This window comes from Comamonas endophytica (genome assembly GCF_023634805.2).
Taxonomy (GTDB): domain Bacteria; phylum Pseudomonadota; class Gammaproteobacteria; order Burkholderiales; family Burkholderiaceae_C; genus Comamonas; species Comamonas endophytica.
In genome coordinates, this window is record NZ_CP106881.1 from 2,558,021 (window position 1) to 2,578,593 (window position 20,573).

The window sequence follows — 20,573 nt, forward strand, 5'->3', positions numbered from 1 at the left end:
AAGTTCAGGTAGCCACTGCGGCGTGGCAGCCCACACAGTGTTTGGACGTCCATCGGATCATTTTGCCAGCGACTGAGGGCTGCCAAAGTAGGTTGATTCCTACAAATGGTTACTACACACGGAACAATCCGTTATTTTTTGCGTCTTCATGGCCGACCAGTCAAGCCTGCGACTGTCGAACATCACCAATCGGCCTGTGGCGGGCTGGCCACAGCCAGCGATCAATTTCAGTGCTTCGCCCGCCTGCAGGCTGCCCATGGTGCCGACCAGCGGCGCAAATACGCCCATGGTGGCGCACTGTTCCTCCTCGAAGCTGGCTTCGGGCGGAAACACGCAGGCATAGCAGGGCGACCCGGCGTCGCGCGGGTCTATGACCATCAGTTGCCCGTCAAAGCGCAGTGCCGCGGCGGCGACGAGCGGTATGCGGTGGCGCACGCAGGCAGCATTGACGAGGTGGCGGGTGCGGTAGTTGTCGCTGCAATCGAGCACGATGGAGGCGGCGGGCAGCAGGGCGTCCAGCAGGGCTGCGTCGGCGCGCTGGCGCAACGCCGTGACCTGCACGCCGGGATTGATGGCATGCACCGCGGCGCGGATCGATTCGGCCTTGGAGTGCCCCACACGCTCGCTGGTATGGGCAATCTGCCGTTGCAGGTTGGTGAGGTCCACGCTGTCGTCATCGACCACCGTGATGCGGCCCACGCCGGCTGCGCCCAGGTACAGTGCCGCGGGCGAGCCCAGGCCCCCGGCGCCGATGATCACCGCGTGGGCGGCAAGAATGCGTTCCTGGCCCTCGATGCCGATGTCATCGAGCAGGATATGCCGTGAATAGCGCAGAAGCTGGTCGTCGGTCATTGCGTCAGGAGTGTGGGGTCAATGAAAAAGGCCGGGCGGTGGCCCGGCCTTCTGCCTTGGAGAGGAAGCTCAATCTTCCTTCTTTTCCGGGGGGCGCTCGGTCAGCGTCTTGCTGACCTGCACCGTCTCGCCCTTAAGCTGGCGCAGGGCCTGCTGCAGGCGGAAGTCCTCCGCCGAGCCGTATTCGGGCATCTTGCGGTCCGCGGCAGGCTTCTTGGCTTCGAGCTCCAGGCGCTTGCGCGCTTCCTCGCGGGCCTTCTCGCGCGCTGCCTCGGCGGCCTTCTCGTCGTCCTGGCCGCTGCCCAGATGCTTGTCGAGGTCGGCTTCGCGCATGCGCAGCGCGGCAAACAGGTCGCCTTCGGCGGTTTCGTCCACCATGACATCGGGCACGATGCCCTTGGCCTGGATGGACTTGCCGGTGGGCGTGTAGTAGCGCGCCGTGGTCAGCTTGATGCCGGTGTCGGGGCCCAGGGGGCGCACGGTCTGCACCGAGCCCTTGCCGAAGGTCTGGCTGCCCAGCACCTTGGCGCGCTTGTGGTCCTGCAGCGCACCGGCCACGATCTCGCTGGCCGAGGCCGAGCCCTCGTTGACCAGCACCACCAGCGGCACCTTCTTGAGGGCGGCCGGCAGGCGCTGCAGCGGATCACCCTGGCCGCGACGCAGGTAATCCTGCGGCACCGCTTTGTAGGTGGCCTTGCTTTCCTCGAGCTGGCCGTTGGTCGAGACCACGGTCACGCCTTCAGGCAGGAAGGCGGCCGAAATCGCCACGGCGGCATCGAGCAGGCCGCCCGGATCGTTGCGCAGGTCCAGCACCAGGCCCTTGAGTGCCGGCTCCTTGGCGTAGATCTCCTCGACCTTGCGCACGAAATCGTCCACCGTGCGTTCCTGGAACTGGCTCAGGCGGATCCAGGCGTAACCGGGCTCGATGACCTTGCCCTTGACGGACTGGGTCTTGATCTCCTCGCGCGTGATCGTGACCGGGAAGCTGCGACTCTCGTCCTTGCGCAGGATGGTCAGCAGCACCTTGGTGTTGGGCTCGCCGCGCATGCGCTTGACTGCATCGTTGAGCGACAGGCCCTTGACGGCCGTGTCGTCGATCTTGGTGATCAGGTCGTTGGTCTTGAGGCCGGCGCGGAACGCGGGCGAGCCTTCGATGGGCGAAACCACCTTGATCAGGCCGTCTTCCTGCGTGATCTCGATACCAACGCCGACGAAGCGGCCGGAAGTGCCTTCCTTGAATTCCTTGAAGGATTTCTTGTCGAAATACTGGGAATGCGGGTCGAGGCTGGCCACCATGCCGGAAATGGCGTCGGTGATGAGCTTCTTGTCGTCCACCGCCTCGACGTAGTCGGTCTTGATCAGACCGAACACCGCCGACAGCTGCTGTATTTCTTCCAACGGCAGGGGGGACATGGCGCCACGGGCCATGGTCTGCAGGGACACCGTTGTCAAGGCACCGGCAAGGACGCCAGCGGAGACCCATCCAGCAATTTTCAGTTTTTGGCCCATAAAAAACCTTTACCGCTTCAATAAACCCCGCAGGTCCCGGCTCCGGGCGGTTGGCCGGAGCAGCCTCAAGGCACCGGCGCATGGCGCGACCGGTGTCCTATTGTGCCGTCTTGTGAATTGCCGTGCCGGACGTACGCCGTCTGGCTCAGGCTTTGCCCTGCGCCGCGACGGCGGCCGCGGCCTTGGCGGCGGCTTCGGCGTCGCCCAGATAGTACTTGCGCACCGGCTTGAGCTCCGCGTCGAGCTCATAGACCAGCGGGATGCCATTGGGCACGTTCACGCCGACGATCTCGTCATCCGAGATGTTGTCCAGATACTTGATCAGCGCGCGGATCGAGTTGCCATGCGCCGCGACCACGACGCGCTTGCCGGCAAGGATCGCAGGGGCCATCGATTCGTTCCAGAATGGAATCACCCGGGCGACCGTGTCCTTGAGGCACTCGGTCAGCGGGATCTGCTCGGGCTGCAGCTTGGCGTAGCGCAGGTCGCCGCGCTCGCTGCGCGCGTCGCTGGCTTCGAGCGCCGGCGGGGGGATGTCGTAGCTGCGGCGCCATTGCAGCACCTGCGCGTCGCCATACTGCTTGGCCATGTCGGCCTTGTTGAGGCCCTGCAGGCCGCCATAATGGCGTTCGTTCAGGCGCCAGCTGTGCACCACGGGCAGCCAGGTACGGTCCATCTCGTCGAGCGTGTGCCAGAGGGTGCGCGTGGCGCGCTTGAGCACGCTGGTGTAGGCGACGTCGAAGTCATAGCCTTCGGCCTTGAGCAGGCGCCCGGCGTTCTTCGCCTGTTCCACGCCGGTGGGGGTCAGATCCACATCGGTCCAGCCGGTGAAGCGGTTTTCAAGGTTCCAGGTGGATTCACCGTGGCGTATCAGAACAAGCTTGAACATGGAGTCCCTTAAGGCTGAAAAAGCAGGAGATGACCGGAGGTCAAAGTCTGCCATTCTAAAATTGACCGGTTTGCCAACCCAAGGAATGACGTGAATTTCATCATCGACAACTGGTATTTAATTTTGCTGGCGCTGGTTTCCGCCGCCATGCTGCTCATGCCCCTGGCCAAGGGCGGCGCCGGCGGCTTGACGGCCACCAACGCGGTGCAGCTGATCAACCGCGAGAAGGCAGTCGTGATCGATGTGCGCGAGGCCGGGGAATTCGCCGCGGGCCACGTGAACAACGCGCGCAACATCCCGCTGGCCGAGCTGCAGGAGCGGCTGCCGGGCGTCGTCAAGAACAAGGCGCTGCCGGTGATCCTGGTCTGCGCCACGGGCCCGCGCGCGATGCGCGCCGAGGGCATCGCCAGGAAGCTCGGTTATCCTCGTGCCCAGGCCTTGGCCGGCGGCATGAAGGCCTGGCGCGAAGCCAATCTGCCGGTTGCAAAAGCTTGATCCGCCCCCACCTGTGGGTTTTGTCCCTTTGAAGAAAGAAGACCAATGCAAGCTGTAAAGATGTATACCACCGCCGTCTGCCCTTATTGCATCCGTGCGAAGCAGATCCTCAAATCCAAGGGCGTGGAGCAGATCGAGGAAGTCCGCATTGACCTGGACCCCGGCGCGCGCCAGCATATGATGCAGGTCACTGGCCGCCGCACGGTGCCGCAGATCTTCATTGGCGAAACCCATGTCGGCGGCTGCGACGACCTGATGGCGCTGGACGCCCAGGGCGGCCTGCAGCCCCTGCTGGCGTCCTGAACGCCGGTATGCGTCGGCCGCGGCGCTGCCCGGCTGCATAATGCACGTCTCAAGTGCCCGCTGCGGGAGCATCTCCCGGGCGGGCTTTGTTTTGAATCCGCTTCACTCCATCGAGAAAGACCGAAGCCATGGCCGACCAAGAAAATCCCGTTTTCCAGATTCAGCGCGTTTACCTCAAGGATCTGTCGCTCGAGCAGCCCAATTCGCCAGCCATCCTGCTGGAGCAGGAGCAGCCCAGCGTGGACATCCAGCTCGGCGTTGAAGCCACTCCCGTGGTCGAAGGCGTGTACGAAGTGGCCGTCACGGCCACCGTGCAGACCAAGATCCAGGACAAGACGGTGTTTCTGGTCGAAGCCAAGCAGGCAGGCATCTTCGAGATCCGCAACATTCCCGAAGACCAGATGGGCGCCGTGATCGGCATCGCCTGCCCGCAGATCATCTATCCCTACCTGCGCGGCAACGTGGCCGACGTGGTGACCCGCGCCGGCTTCCCGCCCGTGCACCTCGCGGAAATCAACTTCCAGGCCATGTACGAGCAGCAGCAGGCCCAGGCCGCGGCCCAGGGCGGCGACGCGAACCCCGCTTTGCAATGAGCGTCTGCGCCGGGCGTCGCGCGCGGGGCGCCCGGCGCCCGCGCCAACGCGGATTGCCGCCATGAATATTCTCGTCATCGGCGCCGGTGCCTGGGGCACGGCGCTGGCCATGAGCGCGGCCGCGCATCCCGCGGGCCATGCGGTGCAGCTCTGGGCGCGCGATGCGCAGCAGGCCCAGGCGCTGCGCACGGCGCGTGAAAACACGCGCTACCTGGCCGGAATCTCCTTCCCGCCCCGGCTGGCGGTCATCGATGGCGACCTCACGTGCCATACGGCCGCAGCCGATCTGATCATCATTGCCACGCCGATGGCGGCGCTGCGCGAATGGCTGCAGCGCCTGGCCGATTGCCCGGTGCCCGTGGCCTGGCTCAGCAAGGGCTTCGAGGCCGCGTCCGCGCAATCGGAGGGCGGCTTGATGGCGCACGAGATCTGCGCGGCCGTGGCGCCGCGGCTGCGCGCCGGCGTGTTCAGCGGGCCGAGCTTCGCGCTCGAGGTGGCGCGCCAGCAGCCGACGGCGCTGGTCGCGGCCAGCACCCATCCGCAGGTCTGCGAGGCGCTGGTGGCCGCCTTCCACAGCGGCCATGTGCGCGTCTATGCCAGCACCGACATCGTCGGTGTGGAAGTCGGCGGCGCGGTGAAGAATGTGCTGGCCATTGCCACGGGCCTGTGCGACGGGCTGCAGCTCGGTCTCAACGCGCGCGCGGCGCTGATCACGCGCGGGCTGGCCGAGATGACGCGGCTGGGCCTGGCGCTGGGCGCGACCGAGAAGACCTTCATGGGATTGTCCGGCCTGGGCGACCTGGTGCTCACGGCCACCGGCGACCTGTCACGCAACCGCAAGGTGGGGCTGCTGCTGGCCGAGGGCAAGACCCTGGACCAGGCGGTGCAGTCGCTCGGACATGTGGCCGAAGGCGTCTACAGCGCGCGCACCGTGTGGCAGCGCGCGCAGCAGTTGGGCGTGGAGATGCCGATCACGGAGACCGTGCTGGCGCTGCTGGACGGGCGGCTGCATGCGGGCGAGGCGGTGCGGTCGCTGATGGAGCGGGGGCCGCGGGAGGAGTAGGCCCCGAGGCTTTGGGGAGGGCATGCTTTTTCTCTTGGGCAGGCCCTTCATGGTTCGACAAGCTCACCACGAACGGTAAGGAAGAGTTCACCAAAGCTCACCACGAACGGTAAGGAAGAGTTCACCAAAGCTCACCACGAACGGTAAGGAAGAGTTCACCAAAGCTCACCACGAACGCTAAGGAAAAGTTCACCAAAGCTCATCACGAGCGGTTTAAGGCAAGCCCATCACGGGCGGACAGGCATGGCGCAAATTCGAACCGTTCGTCCTGAGCCTGTCGAAGGATGGACGGCCTGCTCTCGAAAGCGAGAGCAGCGATCCCTCTCGGCAACCCTTACAACCCCATCTCCAGCGCCAGCAACTCCTCCACCGTCTGCCGACGTCGGATCAACTGCACGCGTTCCCCATCGACCAGCACCTCGGCCGCCAGTGGGCGGGTGTTGTAATTGCTCGACATCGAGGCGCCATAGGCTCCCGTGTCGTGGATCACCAGCAGGTCGCCGACGCTGGCGCCGGCCAGAGAACGCGGCAGCACCACGCCGCCGTCGCCCTGGGTGAACACGTCGCCCGATTCGCACAGCGGGCCGGCAACCACGCTGTCGCGCGCGGGCAGGCTGGCGCCGTCGCGGCGCTCGATGTGCATGGCGTGGAAGCTGCCGTACATCGAGGGGCGCATCAGTTCGTTGAAGCCGGTGTCGACCAGCACGAAGTGGTTGCTGCCGGCGTTCTTGGTGGCGCGCACCGTGCCCAGCAGCACGCCCGATTCCGCCACCAGGAAGCGGCCCGGCTCGATTTCCAGGCCCAGCGCGTGGCCGACGATGGCCTCGGCCTGCTTGCGCGCCGCGTCCCACAGGCCATGGTAGTGGGCGGTATCGATGACCGGATCGCCTTCGCGGTAGGGAATCGACAGGCCGCCGCCGGCCGAGATCGCCTGCAGGTCGTGGCCCGCATCCTTGGTCGTGCGCACCAGTTGCACCATGGCGCCGCAGACTTCGGACAGGTGGCCGTAGTCCACGCCCGAGCCGATGTGCATGTGCAGGCCGGCCAGATGCAGGCCGCCGCTGCGGATCGCATCCAGCGCGGGCAGCAGGTCGGTGTGCCAGATGCCATGCTTGCTGTGCTCGCCGCCGGTATTGGTCTTGTTGCTGTGGCCGTGGCCGAAGCCGGGGTTGATGCGCAGCCACACGGCATGGCCCGGCGAGGCCGCGGCCAGCTGGTGCAGCATGTCGATGGAGCCGGCGTTCACCGGCACGCGGTGCTCGACCACGGTGGCCAGCGTGGCTTCGTCCATCACGTCGGCGGTGAAGACGATCTCGGAATGCGTGCCGCCAGTGCTGAAGCCCGCGGCCAGCGCGCGCTCGATCTCGCCGCGCGAGACCGCGTCGACCTTCACGCCCTGTTCGCGCATCAGCTTCAGGATGTGGATGTTGGAGCAGGCCTTCTGCGCGAAGCGGATGGTGTCGAAGCGCGACAGCTGGGCAATGCGCGCGCGGATGGTGGCGGCGTCATAGATCCACAGCGGGGTGCCGTATTGGTCGGCCAGGGCCCACAGCTGGGCGGAAGTGAAGGGGCAGGTCATGGTTTTGCAGGCCAGAGGCAAAAAAGGCGCGCAGGTACGCGCGCAATGGGCGCCATCATGCGCGTGCCGGCGCATGCAGTCCAATGCTTTGTTTTCGCCATGCCATTCATTTTGGATATGCTGAGAGCATGAGCTCGCGCATCTCCCACCGCCATATCGAAGTCTTTCGCGCCGTGATGACCACGGGCAGCGCGACCGGCGCCGCCACGCTGCTGGCCAGCTCCCAGCCCACGGTGAGCCGCGAGCTGGCACGCCTGGAGCAGCTGCTGGGCTACCCGCTGTTCGTGCGCAGCCAGGGCCGGCTGCGACCCAATGCGCGCGCGCTGGCGCTGTGGGACGAGGTACAGCGCTCGTGGCAGGGACTGGAGCGCGTGGTCGACAGGGCGCTGGCGCTGGGCCGCGCCGAGGAGGCGCAGATCGGCGTGCTGTGCCTGCCGGCGCTGAGCCATGCGCTGCTGCCGGGCGCAGCGGCGCGCCTGCTGGCGCGCTATCCGCAGGCGCGGCTTGCCGTGACGCCGCAGGAGTCGCCGCTGCTCGAGGAGTGGATGGCGGCGCAGCGTTTCGACCTGGGGCTGAGCGAGCATGATGCCGCGCCCGCGGGCACGCAGGCGCTGCCCCTGCTGGCGCTGGACGAAGTCTGCGTGCTGCCCGCGGACCATCCACTGGCCGCGCGCACGCTGCTGCGCGCCGAGGACTTTGCCGGGCAGCCCTTCGTGAGCCTGTCGGCCGACGATCCTTACCGGCGCCAGATCGACGCGGTGTTCGCCCGGGCCGGCGTGGCGCGCCAGCTGCGCGTGCAGACGCACAACGCGGTGGCGGTCTGCGCGATGGTCGAGCAGGGGCTGGGGCTGGCCATCGTCAATCCGCTGACGGCGCTGGCCTGCGCCAGCGCGAAACTGGCATGGCGGCCGCTGGCGTTTTCCATTCCCTTTCGCGTGCAGGCCTTGCTGCCGCTGCACCGGCCCGCGCTGCCCGAGGTGCAGCCGCTGCTGCAGGCGTTGCAGGAGGAAGCGGCGGCGCTGGCGCAGCGGCTCGCGCCGCGCACATGACCCGGCCGGCGCAGGAGGAATGCCTCGGCGCCGAGGACCGCTGCGTCTAGACTGCCTTTCCATGAACAATTCCATCGAGGCCATCCATGCGCTGGCCCGCCGCGATGTGGCGCTGGCGCTGCAGGAGGATGTGGGCGAGGGCGACCTGACGGCGGCGCTGATCGATCCCGCGCGGCGTGCCCGGGCGCGCGTGATCGCGCGCGAGGAAGGCGTGCTCTGCGGCGCGCCCTGGGCCGAGGCCACGCTGCGGGCGCTCGATCCCGGGGTGCGGATCACCTGGCATGTGGGCGAGGGGGGAGGGCTTCAGCCCGATGCGCTGGTGTTCGAGGCCGAAGGCCGGGCACGCGCGTTGCTGACGGCCGAGCGCACCGCGCTGAACTTCCTGCAGCTGCTGTCGGGCGTGGCCGGAAAGACGGCGCAATACGTGGCCATGGTGGAAGGCACGCGCGCGCGCATCTGCGATACGCGAAAGACCCTGCCTGGACTGCGGCTGGCGCAGAAATACGCGGTGCGCACGGGCGGCGGCAGCAACCACCGCGTCGGTTTGCACGACGCGGTGCTGATCAAGGAAAATCACATCGCCGCGGCGGGCGGCATCCAAGCCGTGCTGCGCGCCGCGCAGCAGGTGGCCAGCCGGGCGGCGTTCATCCAGATCGAGGTCGAGAACCTGGGTCAGCTGCGCGAGGCGCTCGATGCCGGCGCGCGCATGGTGCTGCTCGACAACATGCCGCTGGACATGGTGCGCCGCGCCGTCGGGATGAATGCCGGGCGCGCAGTGCTGGAGATCTCGGGCGGCGTGGCGCTCGAAGGCCTGCGCGCGCTGGCCGAAACCGGCGTGGACCGGATCTCCATCGGCGGCCTGACCAAGGATGTGCGCGCCATGGACTTTTCCATGCGCATGGAGGAGCTGTGATGCCGCTCATGGACGTGGAGTACCAGCTGCCGCTGGATGCGAAGGGCGCCTGCGCCACGCGCCATGCCTGGGCGCGCGTGCCGCCCGAGCCCGCGCCCGCCGAGCGCGCGGCGCTCAAGGAGCGCATCCGCGGCCTGCTGAAACAGAAGAACGCGGTCATGGTCTCGCACTTCTACGTGCATCCCGACCTGCAGGACCTGGCCGAGGAAACCGGCGGTCTGGTCAGCGATTCGCTGGAGATGGCGCGCTTCGGCCGCGACCATGCGGCGCGGACGCTGGTGGTGTCGGGCGTGCGCTTCATGGGCGAGACCGCCAGGATCCTGTCGCCAGGCAAGACCGTGCTGATGCCTGCGCTCGAGGCCACCTGCTCGCTGGACCTGGGCTGTCCTGCCGATGCCTTCAGCGCCTTCTGCGACCAGCATCCGGAGCGCACGGTGGTGGTCTACGCCAACACCAGCGCCGCCGTGAAGGCGCGCGCCGACTGGGTCGTGACTTCGGGCTGCGCGCTCGACATCGTGCGCGCGCTGCATGCCGACGGCCAGAAGATCCTCTGGGCACCCGACCGCCACCTGGGTGCCTACATCCAGCGCGAGACCGGCGCCGATCTGCTGGCCTGGCAGGGCGCATGCATCGTGCACGATGAATTCAAGGCCTTCGAGCTGGAGGCGCTGATGCGCGAGCATCCGCATGCCAGGGTGCTGGTGCACCCCGAAAGCCCCGCCGAAGTCGTGGCCCTGGCACATGCGGTGGGCTCGACCTCGGCTATCCTCCAGGCGGCGCGCGACATGCAGGCCAGCGAGTTCATCGTCGCCACCGACATGGGCCTGCTGCACCGGCTGCGCACGCTGCTGCCGCACAAGCGCTTCATCGAGGCGCCGACGGCGGGCAACAGTGCGACCTGCAAGAGCTGCGCCCATTGTCCGTGGATGGCGATGAACGGGCTGGCGGGGCTGGCCGAGGTGCTGGAATCCGGCCGCAATGCCGTCGAAGTCGAGCCGGGCCTGATCCCGCGCGCCCGGCAGCCCATCGAGCGCATGCTGGCCTTCACCGCGGCGCTCAGGAGCGGCGCCTCCACGGCCGGCCTGGTGCCGCAGCTGGGCGCTGCCTGAACTGCAGCCAATGAAGCCGGCGCCGCGCGCCGGCCAAGAACTTGAGATATGGATACCTGCATTGATTTCACGCTGCCCCAGGGCGCGTCCGGGGCGCGCCTGCGCCAGCGTTTTGGCGCCGCGCGCGCGGTATGGGCGGCCCATGCGCCGGGCGAGGTGCGCGCCGTGCTCGACGCGGCCGAGGACGCGGCGCGCGCCGGCGCCTGGTGCGTGGGCTTCGTGCGCTACGAAGCCGCGGCAGCCTTCGAGCCGGCGCTGGCAACCCATGCCGCGGACGGCCCGCTGGCCTGGTTCGCGGTCTATGACGAGGCCTTGCCCTGGGAGGAAGGCAGCACTGGCGATGCCGCGCATGTGGCCTGGCGCAGCAGCCTGCAAAGGGAGGATTTCAACCAGGCCATGGCGCGGATCCACGAAGCCATTGCCGACGGCGTGTTCTACCAGGTCAACTACACTGCGCCGCTGCATGGCGAGCTGCTGCAGGGCAGTGCCGAAGCGCTGTTCGCGGCGCTGCTGCGCGCGCAGCCCGGCGGCTATGCGGCTTGCATCGACACGGGCGACGAGCAGATCCTGTCGGTCTCGCCGGAGCTGTTCTTCGACTGGGACGGCCGGCGCATCCTGGCGCGGCCGATGAAGGGCACGGCGCCGCGCGGCGCGACGCCCGAGGAGGACGAGGCGCTGGCCGAGCGGCTGCGCAGCGCGCCCAAGGAGCGCGCCGAGAACGTCATGGTGGTGGACCTGCTGCGCAACGACCTGTCGCGCATTGCCGAACCCTTCAGCGTGCAGGTGCCGCGGCTGTTCCATACCCAGGCGCTGCCCAGCGTCTGGCAGATGACCTCGGACGTTCAGGCCCGGACCCGGCCGGGCACGCGCCTGGCGGATGTGTTTGCCGCGCTGTTTCCCTGCGGGTCGGTCACGGGCGCGCCCAAGGTCGCCGCCATGCGCATGATCCAGGCGCTCGAGCCGCACCCGCGCGGCGTCTACTGCGGCGCGCTGGGCGTGCTGCGCCCGGCGGGCGTTGGCCGCATGCATGCCACCTTCAACGTGCCGATCCGCACGCTGGCGCTGCGCGGCACGCAGGCGGTCTGCGGCATCGGCAGCGGCATCACCTCGGGCGCCGACGCCGAGGGCGAGTGGCGTGAATGGCAGCACAAGCGCGCGTTTGTCGAACGCGCCAGCCAGCCCTTCGAACTGCTGGAGACGCTGGCGCTGGAGGACGGCGCCTGGCGCCATCTGCCCGAACATCTGCAGCGGCTGCAGGATGCGGCGCGGCATTTCTCCTATCCCTGGTCGGCGCAGGTGGGGCAATGCCTGGACGAGCTGGCGGCGGCGCATCCCGCGGGCCTGTGGCGCGTGCGGCTGCAGCTCGATGCGCAGGGCCGGGCGCGCGCCGAGGCCTTTGCCTGCGCGCCTACGCTGGAACCCGTGCGCCTGCAGCTGGCTGCGGCGGCGCTCGAGGACCGTTGGACCCAGGGCGAGTTCGTGCGCTACAAGACCTCGCGCCGCGCGCATTACGAGGCCTTTGCGCCGCAAGACCCGGCGGTGTTCGACACGGTGCTGTTCAATGCGCGCGGCGAGATCACCGAAGGCACGCGCGGCAACGTGGCGGCGCTGCTCGACGGCCGGTGGATCACGCCGCCGCCGGCCTGCGGCCTGCTGCCCGGCGTGGGGCGCGCCATCGCCCTGCGCGAGGGGCGCGTGCGCGAAGGCATGCTGCGCCTCGAGGACCTGCCGCGCGTGCAGGCCTGGGCCTTTGTCAACAGCCTGCGCGGCTGGCTTGCGGCGGAGTTGGAACTTCCGCGCTAGACCGGGCTGCGCCACTGCTGCTCGCGCAGCACCAGTGCATCCATGGCCTGCAGCAGCCGGCCGAGCTCCGGATTCGCCGGCTCGAGCTGCGCCAGCGCGCAGCAGGCGGCTTCCAGCGTCGACAGCTGCCCGGGGCGGTGCGCGCGCCGGATCGCATAGCGCGAGGCGGGCAGCTCCTGCAACGCCAGGCGCGGCAACTGCTGCAGCAGCGGATTCAGATACAGCATCTTGCGGCTCTTGCGCCAGGTTCCGTCGATGACCACCAGGCGCAGTCGCGCCGGCTCGGCCAGCCAGTCGGCGGGCAGCGGCGGCGCGGGTACCAATGGCAGCGCCGGGTCATGCGTCGATTCAGGATAGAGCAGCACGCTGCGCGGCGCGGGTGACGAGGCGCTGCCGTTCCAGTCCTGCTCCAGCCAGGCCTGCAGCAGCTGTGCATCGAATTGCTCGCCGATTTCAAGCCGGCTGCGCGGCAGGCTCAGATGCAGCAGCCGCGCCGTGCCCTTGGCTTCATGCACTTCCAGCGGATGCTGGAGTATCAACACTTCAGCGGCGCAGTCCACGCGCTGCGCCAGCGCGCAGATGCAGTTGCGCTCGGGGCGCGCGCAGCGCAGGCACAGCGCGCGGGTGCTCATGCGGGGCGCACGGCCGGCTGCACCAGCAGGTTGCGGCCCGCGCCCCAGCCGCTCCAGGCCAGCGCGGCCGACAAGAGCAGCACCAGCCAGATGCTGGAAGTGAAGCTGCCTGTCCACTGATGCAGCAGTCCGGTGAGCAGCGGCCCGCAGGCGGCCAGGATATAACCCCAGCCCTGGGCCATGGCCGACAGCTGGGCGGTGACCTGGGCATTGCCGCTGCGCATGGCGATCAGGCTCAGCGCCAGGGCAAACAGCCCACCCTGGGCGCAGCCCAGCAGCACCGCCCAGATCCACACGGTGGACAGCGGCAGCAGGATCAAGCCCAGCAACGCCACCAGGCCCAGCGCCGTCTGGCCCACGGCCAGCGCGCGCTGGTCGCGGCAGCGCGCGGCAATGGAGGGCACGATCAGCGAGCACACGAGCTGCGCCAGCGTGGAGATCGCCACCACATAGCCGGCCATGGCGCTGTCGAGGCCGCGCTCGCGCAGGATGGGCGCGAGCCAGCCGATGACGATATAGGCCAGCGAGGACTGCAGGCCCATGAAGGCCGTGACCTGCCAGGCCAGCGCATCGCGCCACAGGCTGCCGGCCCTGGCGGCGGGATCGATGCGCTCGCTGTGCATGCGCAGGGCCTGGGGCGCCCACAGCATCAGCACCAGCAGCGCCGGCGCGGCCCAGAAGGCCAGGGCATGGGCCCACGAGCCGTCGAACCAGTTCACTGACAGCGGAACGGTCGCTGCCATGGCGGTCGTCGCGCCAATGCAGATCGCGAAGATGTACATGCCGGTCATCAGCGCCGCCTGCTGCGCGAAGTGGCGTTTGACCAGGCTGGGCAGCAGCACGTTGCCCATGGCGATGCCGGCGCCGGCCAGCACCGAGGAGGCGAACAGCCACGCCAGGCCGCCGGTGGCACGCATCAGGGTGCCGGCGGCGATCAGCAGCAGTGCCAGCAGCAATACGCGCTCGGCGCCGAAGCGCCGCGACAGCCAGGGGGTAGGGGCGGAGAACAGGCCGAGGCAGACGATGGGCAGCGTGGTCAGCAGGCTCGCGCCGGCGGCGCTCAGGCCGGTGTCGCGCATGATTTCGGGCAGCACGACCGAGAGGCTGCCGAATACCGGGCGCAGGTTGCAGGCAATGAGCAGCAGGCTCAGCGCCAGCAGCCAATGGCGCTGGCGCGGCAGGGAAGGGGAGGAATCAGGGGTCGGCATAGGCCGCCGACTGTAACTTCAATCCGCGGCGCGCGCAGCGCCGCGCGGGGCGGCCGCTGAGCGTGCCTTTACAGGCGGCCCTTGTGGTAGCTGGGGCGGTCCATGTCGGTGATCTCCACGCTCACCTGCACCAGCATGCCCTCGGGGTGGGGCGTGAAGCGGCGCAGCACCTCGGCCACGCGGTCCGACAGCTCCTTTTTGACCTCGGGCGTGCGGCCAGCCATCAGGCGCAGGTCGGCATGGATGAAGCCGCGCAGGCCGGACCCCGTGCCGATCACATATTGCTTTGCGGGCGCAATCCGCGCCTTGACGTCGAGCTCGTCAAGGATGGATGGATGCTCGCAGACCGTCGCCACCAGCTCGGTGAGCATCTGCTGCTCGGGCAGGCCGGCAAGGTTGTCGCTGTAGTCGATGAAAAGATGGGGCATGGGAGTCTCCTGGATAAAAAAGCCAAGCCCGCGCTGTGTCCGCGGGTCATAAAGGGGTGTAGGCCAGCCTCACGTAGATCGGCGCGAAGGCCTCGGCCTGGGTGATCTCGATCAGCGTTTCCTTGCCCAGCTCGAGCAGCGCGATGAAGGTCACGACCAGCACGGTGGAGCCGCGCTCGGGCTGGAACAGGTCCTCGAAGGGCACGAAGCGCCGGCCCTGCAGCGTGCGCAGGATCTGGCTCATGTATTCGCGCACGCTGAGCTCCTCGCGCGTGATGCGGTGGTGCTGCACCAGGGTCGCGCGCTTGAGCAGGTCCTGCCAGGCCTGCTGCAGTTCGCCGGGGTGCAGATCGGGAAAGCGCGGCTGCAGGCTCTGCTCTATGTGCACCTGGGCCCTGAGGAAGTCGCGGCCATGCTGCGGCAACTGGCCCAGATGGGCCGCCGACAGCTTGATCTGCTCGTATTCCAGCAGCCGGCGCACGAGCTCGGCGCGCGGGTCCTCGGCTTCCTGGGCATCGGCCGACTTCTTGGGCGGCAGCAGCATGCGCGACTTGATCTCGATCAGCATGGCCGCCATCAGCAGGTACTCGGCCGCCAGCTCCAGGTTGCGGCTGCGGATCTCGTCGACATAGCGCAGGTACTGGCGCGTGACGCTCAGCATCGGGATGTCGAGGATGTTGAAGTTCTGCTTGCGGATCAGATACAGCAACAGGTCCAGCGGGCCCTCGAAGGCCTCCAGGAAGACCTCGAGCGCATCAGGCGGGATATAGAGATCGTTGGGCAGCGCGAACAGCGGCTCGCCATACAGGCGCGCCAGCGCCACGCGGTCCACGGCGTCCGGCAGCTCGACCGGCGCAGGCGCCAGCGCGGGCGGCTCGCCCGGGGCGAGCGCCAGCGCGCCCTCGGACACGGCGCTCATGGCTGGGCAGCAGGCAACAGCCTGGCGTCAATGGACAACGACAGCAGGCTCAGGCCTTGGTCTGATAGACGTAGGGCTGTTGTGCCACGCGGCCGGCGCGGTATTCCTGCCAGACTTCGCTGTCCACCTCCTTGTCCCACAGCAGGGCGCGGCCTTCGCGCTGCTGGGCTTCGATCTCGGGCCGCTGCGCGCGCAGCTGGTCGAGAAATTGGGTGGCATCGGACTTGTAATCGGGGCGGGCGAAAAAGGACATGGACTGTTAACCTATAAGGAATCCATGATTTTACGGGACAAGGCGCAATGCAACCAATCCACCGTTGGGGCGCGGCCATCGCCGCCGTTTTTGGCCTCCTGTCGCTGATGGGCTGCGACGACCAGCGCATCCGCGAGCTGGAGGAGGATGTGTCCACCGAGGTCGACGTGCGCGACCGCTTCGGCGTGCCGGAGAACATCTGGCAGGAGGCGGATGGGTCGCGCACCTTCGAATACAACCGCCAGCCCGCGGGCCACCAGAACTACATGATCACCATCGGCCCGGACGGCCGCATGCGCGCGCTGCGCCAGGTCGTGGCGCCGCATGTGTTCGCGCAGGTGCGCCCCGGCATGACGCAGCAGGAGGTGCGCCGCATGCTGGGCAAGCCGGCCAAGCGCACGACTTACGATCTCAAGCGGGAAACCGACTGGGACTGGCGCTATGTGGAGCCGCCGACCACGGAGATGCTTTTTACGGTGACGTTTGATAACGATGGGCGGGTGGTGCGCACGGGGCGCAGTGTGGTGCAGAGCCAGGGGTAAAGCCTGCTGGGTAGCTGTGGACAGGCCGTCCATCCTTCGATCCTTCGGCAAGCTCAGGATCAGGACGAACGGTTTTTCACGTCGTGGTGAGCCTGCCAAAGCGGCCCCGGCCTGCCCGACAAAAAAGCTTACGGCGCAGGCGCAATGTTGTAGCGGATATCCACGCCGCTGCCATCCCCAGCCGCCTCGTCGTCCCCCAGCATTGCATCCGCCGCCTTGCCGATCCCCTTGCCCGCGATGCGCGCCGTGCCGATGGCCGCATCGGCCGCCAGGCCGACCACGCCGGCGGTGATGCCCACCGCCGTCGAGGTCACGGCAACGACGGCGCAGCCGCCCAGCAGCGCGACTGCGCTGCTCGCCAGGAGCCAGCGGATCGGAGACATCAGTGGATGCGCATGCCGGGCGTCGCGCCCGCCACCGGCTCCAGCACATAGATGCCGGGGTGGGCCTTTTCATCGGCGTGGCTCGCGGCCATGACCATGCCTTCGGACACACCGAACTTCATCTTGCGCGGCGCGAGGTTGGCGACCAGCACCGTGAGCTTGCCGATCAGGTCGGCCGGCTGGTAGTGGCTGGCAATGCCGCTGAACACGTTGCGCATGCGGCCTTCGCCCGCGTCGAGCGTCAGGCGCAGCAGCTTGGTCGAGCCTTCGACGGCCTCGCAGTTGACGATCTTGGCGATGCGCAGATCGACCTTGGCGAAGTCCTCGATGCCGATGGTGCCGGCGATCTCCTCGCCGCCGGGCACCAGCTTCTCGGGTTCAGGCACGGCCGGTTCAGGCACGGCCGGTTCAGGCACGGCCGGTTCAGGCACGGCCGGCGGCTCGAACAGGGCGTCGAGCTGCTTGACGTCCACGCGCTGCAGCAGGTGCTCGTACCTGCCGATCGCATGGCCCGCGCCCAGCAGCTGCTGCGCATCGGCAAAGGTCAAGGGCGCGACATTGAGGAAGGCCTCGACCTGCTGCGCCACGGCCGGCAGCACTGGCTTGAGGTACACGGCCAGCAGGCGGAAGGCCTCGATGCAGGTGCTGCACACTTCCTGCAGGCGCGCATCCATGCCCTCTTGCTTGGCCAGCTCCCAGGGCTTGTTGGCGTCGACGTACGCGTTGACGCGGTCGCACAGCTGCATGGTCTCGCGCACCGCGCGCGCGGTGTCGCGCTTGTCGAAGGCCTCGGCAATGGCCGGCGCCTGGGCGCGCAGCTGCTCGAGCAGCGCCTGGCCTTCGGCGCCCAGGGCCGCGAGCTTGCCTTCGAAGCGCTTGGACAGGAAGCCCGCGGCGCGCGAGGCGATATTGACGAACTTGCCGATCAGGTCGCTGTTGACGCGCGACATGAAGTCTTCGGGGTTGAAGTCGATGTCTTCGTTGCGGCCGTTGAGCTTGGCGGCGAGGTAGTAGCGCAGCCATTCGGGGTTCATCGACAGGCTCAGGTACTTGAGCGGATCGAGGCCCGTGCCGCGGCTCTTGCTCATCTTCTCGCCATTGTTCACGGTGAGGAAGCCGTGCACGAAGATCTGCGTCGGCGTCTTGCGGCCGCTGAACTTGAGCATTGCCGGCCAGAACAGCGTGTGGAAGGTGACGATGTCCTTGCCGATGAAGTGGTACTGCTCGAGCTGCTCGTCGGCCATGTAGGCCTCGTAGTCCTCGCCGCGGCGGTCCAGCAGATTCTTCAGCGAGGCCAGGTAGCCCACGGGCGCGTCCAGCCAGACGTAGAAATACTTGCCCGGCGCGTCGGGGATCTCGATGCCGAAATAGGGCGCGTCGCGCGAGATGTCCCAGTCGCCCAGGCCTTCGCTGGTCGAGCCGTCGGGGTTGGTGCGCACGCTGAACCATTCCTTGACCTTGTTGGCCACCTCGGGCTGCACATGCTTGCCGTTTTGCGTCCACTCCTGCAGGAACTCGACGCAGCGCGGGTCCGACAGGCGGAAGAAGAAATGTTCCGAGCTCTTGAGGACAGGTTGGGCGCCGCTGAGCGCGGAATAGGGTTTGATCAGGTCGGTAGGCGCATAGACCGCGCCGCAGACCTCGCAGTTGTCGCCGTACTGGTCCTTGGCATGGCACTTCGGGCACTCGCCCTTGATGAAGCGGTCGGGCAGGAACATGTTCTTCTCGGGGTCGAAGAACTGCTCGATGACCTTGGTGTCGATAAAGCCGGCTTGTTTGAGATCGAGGTAGATCTGCTTGGCAAGGACGTGGTTCTCCTCGCCGTCGGTGTTGTGCCAGTTGTCGAACTGGATGTGGAAGCCGTCGAGGTACTGCTTGCGCCCGGCCGCGATGTTGGCGACGAACTGCTGCGGCGTGATGCCGGCCTTCTCGGCGGCAATCATGATCGGCGCGCCGTGGGCGTCGTCGGCGCCGACGAAATTCACGGCATGGCCCTGCATGCGCTGGAAGCGCACCCAGATGTCGGCCTGGATGTACTCCATGATGTGGCCGATATGGAAGTTGCCGTTGGCATAGGGCAGGGCTGTGGTGGCGAAGATCTTGCGTGCAGACATCGAAGGCGGCTTTCTCTTGGGGAACCCGGGATTTTAAGGGGTTGCGCCGCCGCCGGCTCCGGTGGGGTTGCACCCGGGCCCGGAGCCCCAGGTTTTCCGGGCAGCGGATTTCGTCGCGGGAGATTCAGGGCCGGGCTTTCGCCAGCAGCGCCGCCAGGTCGGCGCCCGCCAGCACCACCAGCTGCTGGTCGCGTGCATACGGCGCGGCGTTCTCGCCGAGCGGCTGCAGCGCGATATAGACCGCCTTGGCCGCCGATGCGCGCACGCGCGCGGCTTCGAGCTCGCGCAGCGGCTCGACGCCATGCACCGCGGCCTTCCAGCGCCGTGCGCTCACCAGCGTGGTCTGGCCCGCGCGTTCGAGGCGGAAGTCGACCGGCCCCTGGTTCACCGCCTGCACGCCGTAGCCTTCGGCGCGCCAGGCGGCTTCGAGCTGCTGCGCAAAGCCGCGCCAGGGCTGGCTGGCGCATTCCGCCAGCAGCCGCTCGACCTGCGCCGGGCTGGGCGCGCGCAGCTGGCGCCAGGCCGCGATGCAGCCCACCACCCACAGCGGCGTGGCCGCCAGCGCGCCGAAAGGCGCGATATGGGCGGGCAGGGCCAGCATGCAGACCAGCGTCACGCCGGCCGCCAGCGCGAAGCTGAGCCACCAGCGCGAGCGCAGCAGGATTGCAAACAGGGAATTGGGGGCCATCTGGAATTTCACGGGATCCTCGGGTCGGTGCGTAAAGAGCGTCAGTCCCGCATTGTCCTGCTTCCCGTGCGGACAGCGGCCCTTCGATAGACTTGGCCTTCCCAAAGGAGTGAATTGACATGGCAGCCACAGAACAACAACTTTTGGCCGCGCTCGGCAGCGTGCTGGATCCGCATACCGGCAAGGATTTCGTCAGCGCGCGCGCCGTGCGCAACCTGCAGATCAACGCCGGCGACGTCGCCTTCGACGTGGAGATCGGCTATCCCGCCAAGAGCCTGGTGCCCGAGCTGCGGCGCCAGTTCGTGGCCGCCGCCAAGAGCGTGCCGGGCGTGGACAACGTCTCGGTCGCCATCAACACCAAGGTGGTGGCGCATTCGGTGCAGCGCGGCGTGGAACTGCTGCCCCAGGTCAAGAACATCATTGCCATCTCCTCGGGCAAGGGCGGCGTGGGCAAGAGCACCACCGCCGCGAACCTGGCGCTGGCGCTGGCCGCCGAGGGCGCGCGCGTGGGCCTGCTCGATGCCGACATCTACGGCCCGAGCCAGCCGATGATGATGGGCCTGACGGGCAAGCCCGAGAGCACCGACGGCAAGACCATGGAGCCGCTGCAGAACCACGGCGTGCAGGTCATGTCCATCGGCTTTCTGGTGAACCAGGACGAGGCCATGATCTGGCGCGGCCCGATGGCCACCCAGGCGCTCGAGCAGATGCTGCGCCAGACCAACTGGAAGGACCTCGACTACCTGCTGGTCGACATGCCCCCGGGCACCGGCGACATCCAGCTGACGCTGGCCCAGCGCGTGCCGATGACCGGCGCGATCGTCGTCACGACGCCGCAGGACATCGCGCTGATCGATGCGCGCAAGGGCATCAAGATGTTCGAGAAGGTCGGCGTGCCGATCCTGGGCCTGGTGGAGAACATGGCGGCGCATGTCTGCACCCAGTGCGGCCATGTCGAGCATATCTTCGGCGCCGAGGGCGGCAGGAAGATGGCCGGCGAGTACGGCATCGACTATCTGGGCGCGCTGCCGCTGTCGCTGCAGATCCGCGAGCAGGCCGACAGCGGCAAGCCCACGGTGGTCGCCGACCCTGACAGCGAAGCCGCGCAGATCTACAAGCGCGTGGCGCGCGACATGGCGGTGAAGGTGGCGCTCAAGGCCAAGGATTTCAGCGCGAAGTTCCCCACCATCACGGTCAGCAAGAACACCTGAGCCAGCACCCGGCGTCTGGTTCCAAAGCCGCCATGGCC

The 20,573-nt window shown here is 67.8% G+C and carries 22 protein-coding genes; 10 read left to right on the plus strand and 12 right to left on the minus strand.

Annotation, left to right across the window (positions count from 1 at the left end; genetic code table 11):
* Positions 1–99 precede the first annotated feature (99 nt).
* From M9799_RS11580 to gpmA, 3 genes are all read right to left on the minus strand, one after another.
* On the minus strand, positions 100–852 hold the full coding sequence (locus M9799_RS11580; RefSeq protein WP_231041830.1) for a HesA/MoeB/ThiF family protein: 753 nt from the start codon (positions 850–852) through the stop codon (positions 100–102).
* 69 nt (positions 853–921) lie between these two features.
* Positions 922–2,361: a S41 family peptidase gene (locus tag M9799_RS11585; RefSeq protein WP_231041831.1), complete on the minus strand. Its 1,440-nt coding sequence runs from the start codon at positions 2,359–2,361 to the stop codon at positions 922–924.
* A gap of 145 nt (positions 2,362–2,506) precedes the next feature.
* Complete coding sequence (gpmA, locus tag M9799_RS11590; protein WP_231041832.1) at positions 2,507–3,250, minus strand: 2,3-diphosphoglycerate-dependent phosphoglycerate mutase; 744 nt, start codon at positions 3,248–3,250, stop codon at positions 2,507–2,509.
* A 90-nt stretch (positions 3,251–3,340) separates the two neighbouring features.
* On the opposite strand from gpmA, the gene M9799_RS11595 reads away from it, so the two are divergent.
* From M9799_RS11595 to M9799_RS11610, 4 genes are all read left to right on the plus strand, one after another.
* Positions 3,341–3,745, plus strand: coding sequence for a rhodanese-like domain-containing protein (locus M9799_RS11595; RefSeq protein WP_231041833.1), 405 nt, complete (start codon positions 3,341–3,343; stop codon positions 3,743–3,745).
* Between the two features lie 45 nt (positions 3,746–3,790).
* A complete protein-coding gene (gene grxC / locus M9799_RS11600) occupies positions 3,791–4,048 on the plus strand; it encodes a glutaredoxin 3 (protein WP_231041834.1) in 258 nt (85 codons plus the stop codon).
* A 128-nt stretch (positions 4,049–4,176) separates the two neighbouring features.
* Entirely contained in the window at positions 4,177–4,641 is a 465-nt protein-coding gene (gene secB, locus M9799_RS11605; RefSeq protein WP_231041835.1) for a protein-export chaperone SecB, read from the plus strand.
* 61 nt (positions 4,642–4,702) lie between these two features.
* Positions 4,703–5,704: an NAD(P)H-dependent glycerol-3-phosphate dehydrogenase gene (locus M9799_RS11610; RefSeq protein ID WP_231041836.1), complete on the plus strand. Its 1,002-nt coding sequence runs from the start codon at positions 4,703–4,705 to the stop codon at positions 5,702–5,704.
* Between the two features lie 334 nt (positions 5,705–6,038).
* On the opposite strand, the gene lysA is transcribed toward M9799_RS11610, so the two are convergent.
* Entirely contained in the window at positions 6,039–7,283 is a 1,245-nt protein-coding gene (gene lysA, locus M9799_RS11615) for a diaminopimelate decarboxylase (RefSeq protein ID WP_231041837.1), read from the minus strand.
* A gap of 128 nt (positions 7,284–7,411) precedes the next feature.
* Here lysA and M9799_RS11620 point away from each other — a divergent pair, with 128 nt between their 5' ends.
* From M9799_RS11620 to pabB, 4 genes are all read left to right on the plus strand, one after another.
* On the plus strand, positions 7,412–8,332 hold the full coding sequence (locus M9799_RS11620; protein ID WP_231041838.1) for a LysR family transcriptional regulator: 921 nt from the start codon (positions 7,412–7,414) through the stop codon (positions 8,330–8,332).
* Positions 8,333–8,393: 61 nt separating this feature from the next.
* Positions 8,394–9,245 (plus strand): carboxylating nicotinate-nucleotide diphosphorylase, encoded by an 852-nt coding sequence (gene nadC / locus M9799_RS11625; protein WP_231041839.1) that lies wholly within the window; start codon positions 8,394–8,396, stop codon positions 9,243–9,245.
* Positions 9,245–10,354 carry a quinolinate synthase NadA gene (gene nadA / locus M9799_RS11630; protein ID WP_231041840.1) on the plus strand — a complete coding sequence of 370 codons (1,110 nt, stop codon included), beginning with the start codon at positions 9,245–9,247 and terminating at the stop codon, positions 10,352–10,354. Before nadC ends, nadA begins: the two co-directional genes overlap by 1 nt.
* Before the next feature lie 48 nt (positions 10,355–10,402).
* Positions 10,403–12,157 carry an aminodeoxychorismate synthase component I gene (pabB, locus tag M9799_RS11635; protein ID WP_231041841.1) on the plus strand — a complete coding sequence of 585 codons (1,755 nt, stop codon included), beginning with the start codon at positions 10,403–10,405 and terminating at the stop codon, positions 12,155–12,157.
* Here pabB and M9799_RS11640 read toward each other — a convergent pair.
* From M9799_RS11640 to M9799_RS11660, 5 genes are all read right to left on the minus strand, one after another.
* Positions 12,154–12,789 carry a tRNA-uridine aminocarboxypropyltransferase gene (locus M9799_RS11640; RefSeq protein WP_231041842.1) on the minus strand — a complete coding sequence of 212 codons (636 nt, stop codon included), beginning with the start codon at positions 12,787–12,789 and terminating at the stop codon, positions 12,154–12,156. The two genes, pabB and M9799_RS11640, sit on opposite strands and share 4 nt — an antisense overlap.
* On the minus strand, positions 12,786–13,997 hold the full coding sequence (locus tag M9799_RS11645; RefSeq protein WP_231041843.1) for a CynX/NimT family MFS transporter: 1,212 nt from the start codon (positions 13,995–13,997) through the stop codon (positions 12,786–12,788). The genes M9799_RS11640 and M9799_RS11645 overlap by 4 nt, the downstream gene beginning before the upstream one ends.
* Positions 13,998–14,065: 68 nt before the next feature.
* Positions 14,066–14,425: a 5-carboxymethyl-2-hydroxymuconate Delta-isomerase gene (locus M9799_RS11650; protein WP_231041844.1), complete on the minus strand. Its 360-nt coding sequence runs from the start codon at positions 14,423–14,425 to the stop codon at positions 14,066–14,068.
* A gap of 46 nt (positions 14,426–14,471) precedes the next feature.
* Positions 14,472–15,344 (minus strand): segregation and condensation protein A, encoded by an 873-nt coding sequence (locus M9799_RS11655; RefSeq protein WP_231041845.1) that lies wholly within the window; start codon positions 15,342–15,344, stop codon positions 14,472–14,474.
* A 49-nt stretch (positions 15,345–15,393) separates the two neighbouring features.
* Entirely contained in the window at positions 15,394–15,597 is a 204-nt protein-coding gene (locus tag M9799_RS11660) for a DUF3460 family protein (protein WP_231041846.1), read from the minus strand.
* 47 nt (positions 15,598–15,644) lie between these two features.
* On the opposite strand from M9799_RS11660, the gene bamE reads away from it, so the two are divergent.
* Complete coding sequence (gene bamE, locus M9799_RS11665) at positions 15,645–16,139, plus strand: outer membrane protein assembly factor BamE domain-containing protein (protein WP_231041847.1); 495 nt, start codon at positions 15,645–15,647, stop codon at positions 16,137–16,139.
* 128 nt (positions 16,140–16,267) lie between these two features.
* On the opposite strand, the gene M9799_RS11670 is transcribed toward bamE, so the two are convergent.
* The 3 genes from M9799_RS11670 to M9799_RS11680 all read right to left on the minus strand — a co-directional run bounded on the left by M9799_RS11670 (position 16,268) and on the right by M9799_RS11680 (position 19,324).
* Positions 16,268–16,522 carry a hypothetical protein gene (locus M9799_RS11670; protein WP_231041848.1) on the minus strand — a complete coding sequence of 85 codons (255 nt, stop codon included), beginning with the start codon at positions 16,520–16,522 and terminating at the stop codon, positions 16,268–16,270.
* Complete coding sequence (metG, locus tag M9799_RS11675) at positions 16,522–18,636, minus strand: methionine--tRNA ligase (RefSeq protein ID WP_231041849.1); 2,115 nt, start codon at positions 18,634–18,636, stop codon at positions 16,522–16,524. The genes M9799_RS11670 and metG overlap by 1 nt, the downstream gene beginning before the upstream one ends.
* Before the next feature lie 124 nt (positions 18,637–18,760).
* Positions 18,761–19,324: a restriction endonuclease gene (locus tag M9799_RS11680; RefSeq protein WP_231041850.1), complete on the minus strand. Its 564-nt coding sequence runs from the start codon at positions 19,322–19,324 to the stop codon at positions 18,761–18,763.
* A 119-nt stretch (positions 19,325–19,443) separates the two neighbouring features.
* Between M9799_RS11680 and apbC the strand changes: the two genes are divergently transcribed.
* Positions 19,444–20,535, plus strand: a complete 1,092-nt coding sequence (gene apbC / locus M9799_RS11685) for an iron-sulfur cluster carrier protein ApbC (RefSeq protein WP_231041851.1) — start codon at positions 19,444–19,446, stop codon at positions 20,533–20,535.
* The last annotated feature ends 38 nt before the right edge of the window (positions 20,536–20,573 follow it).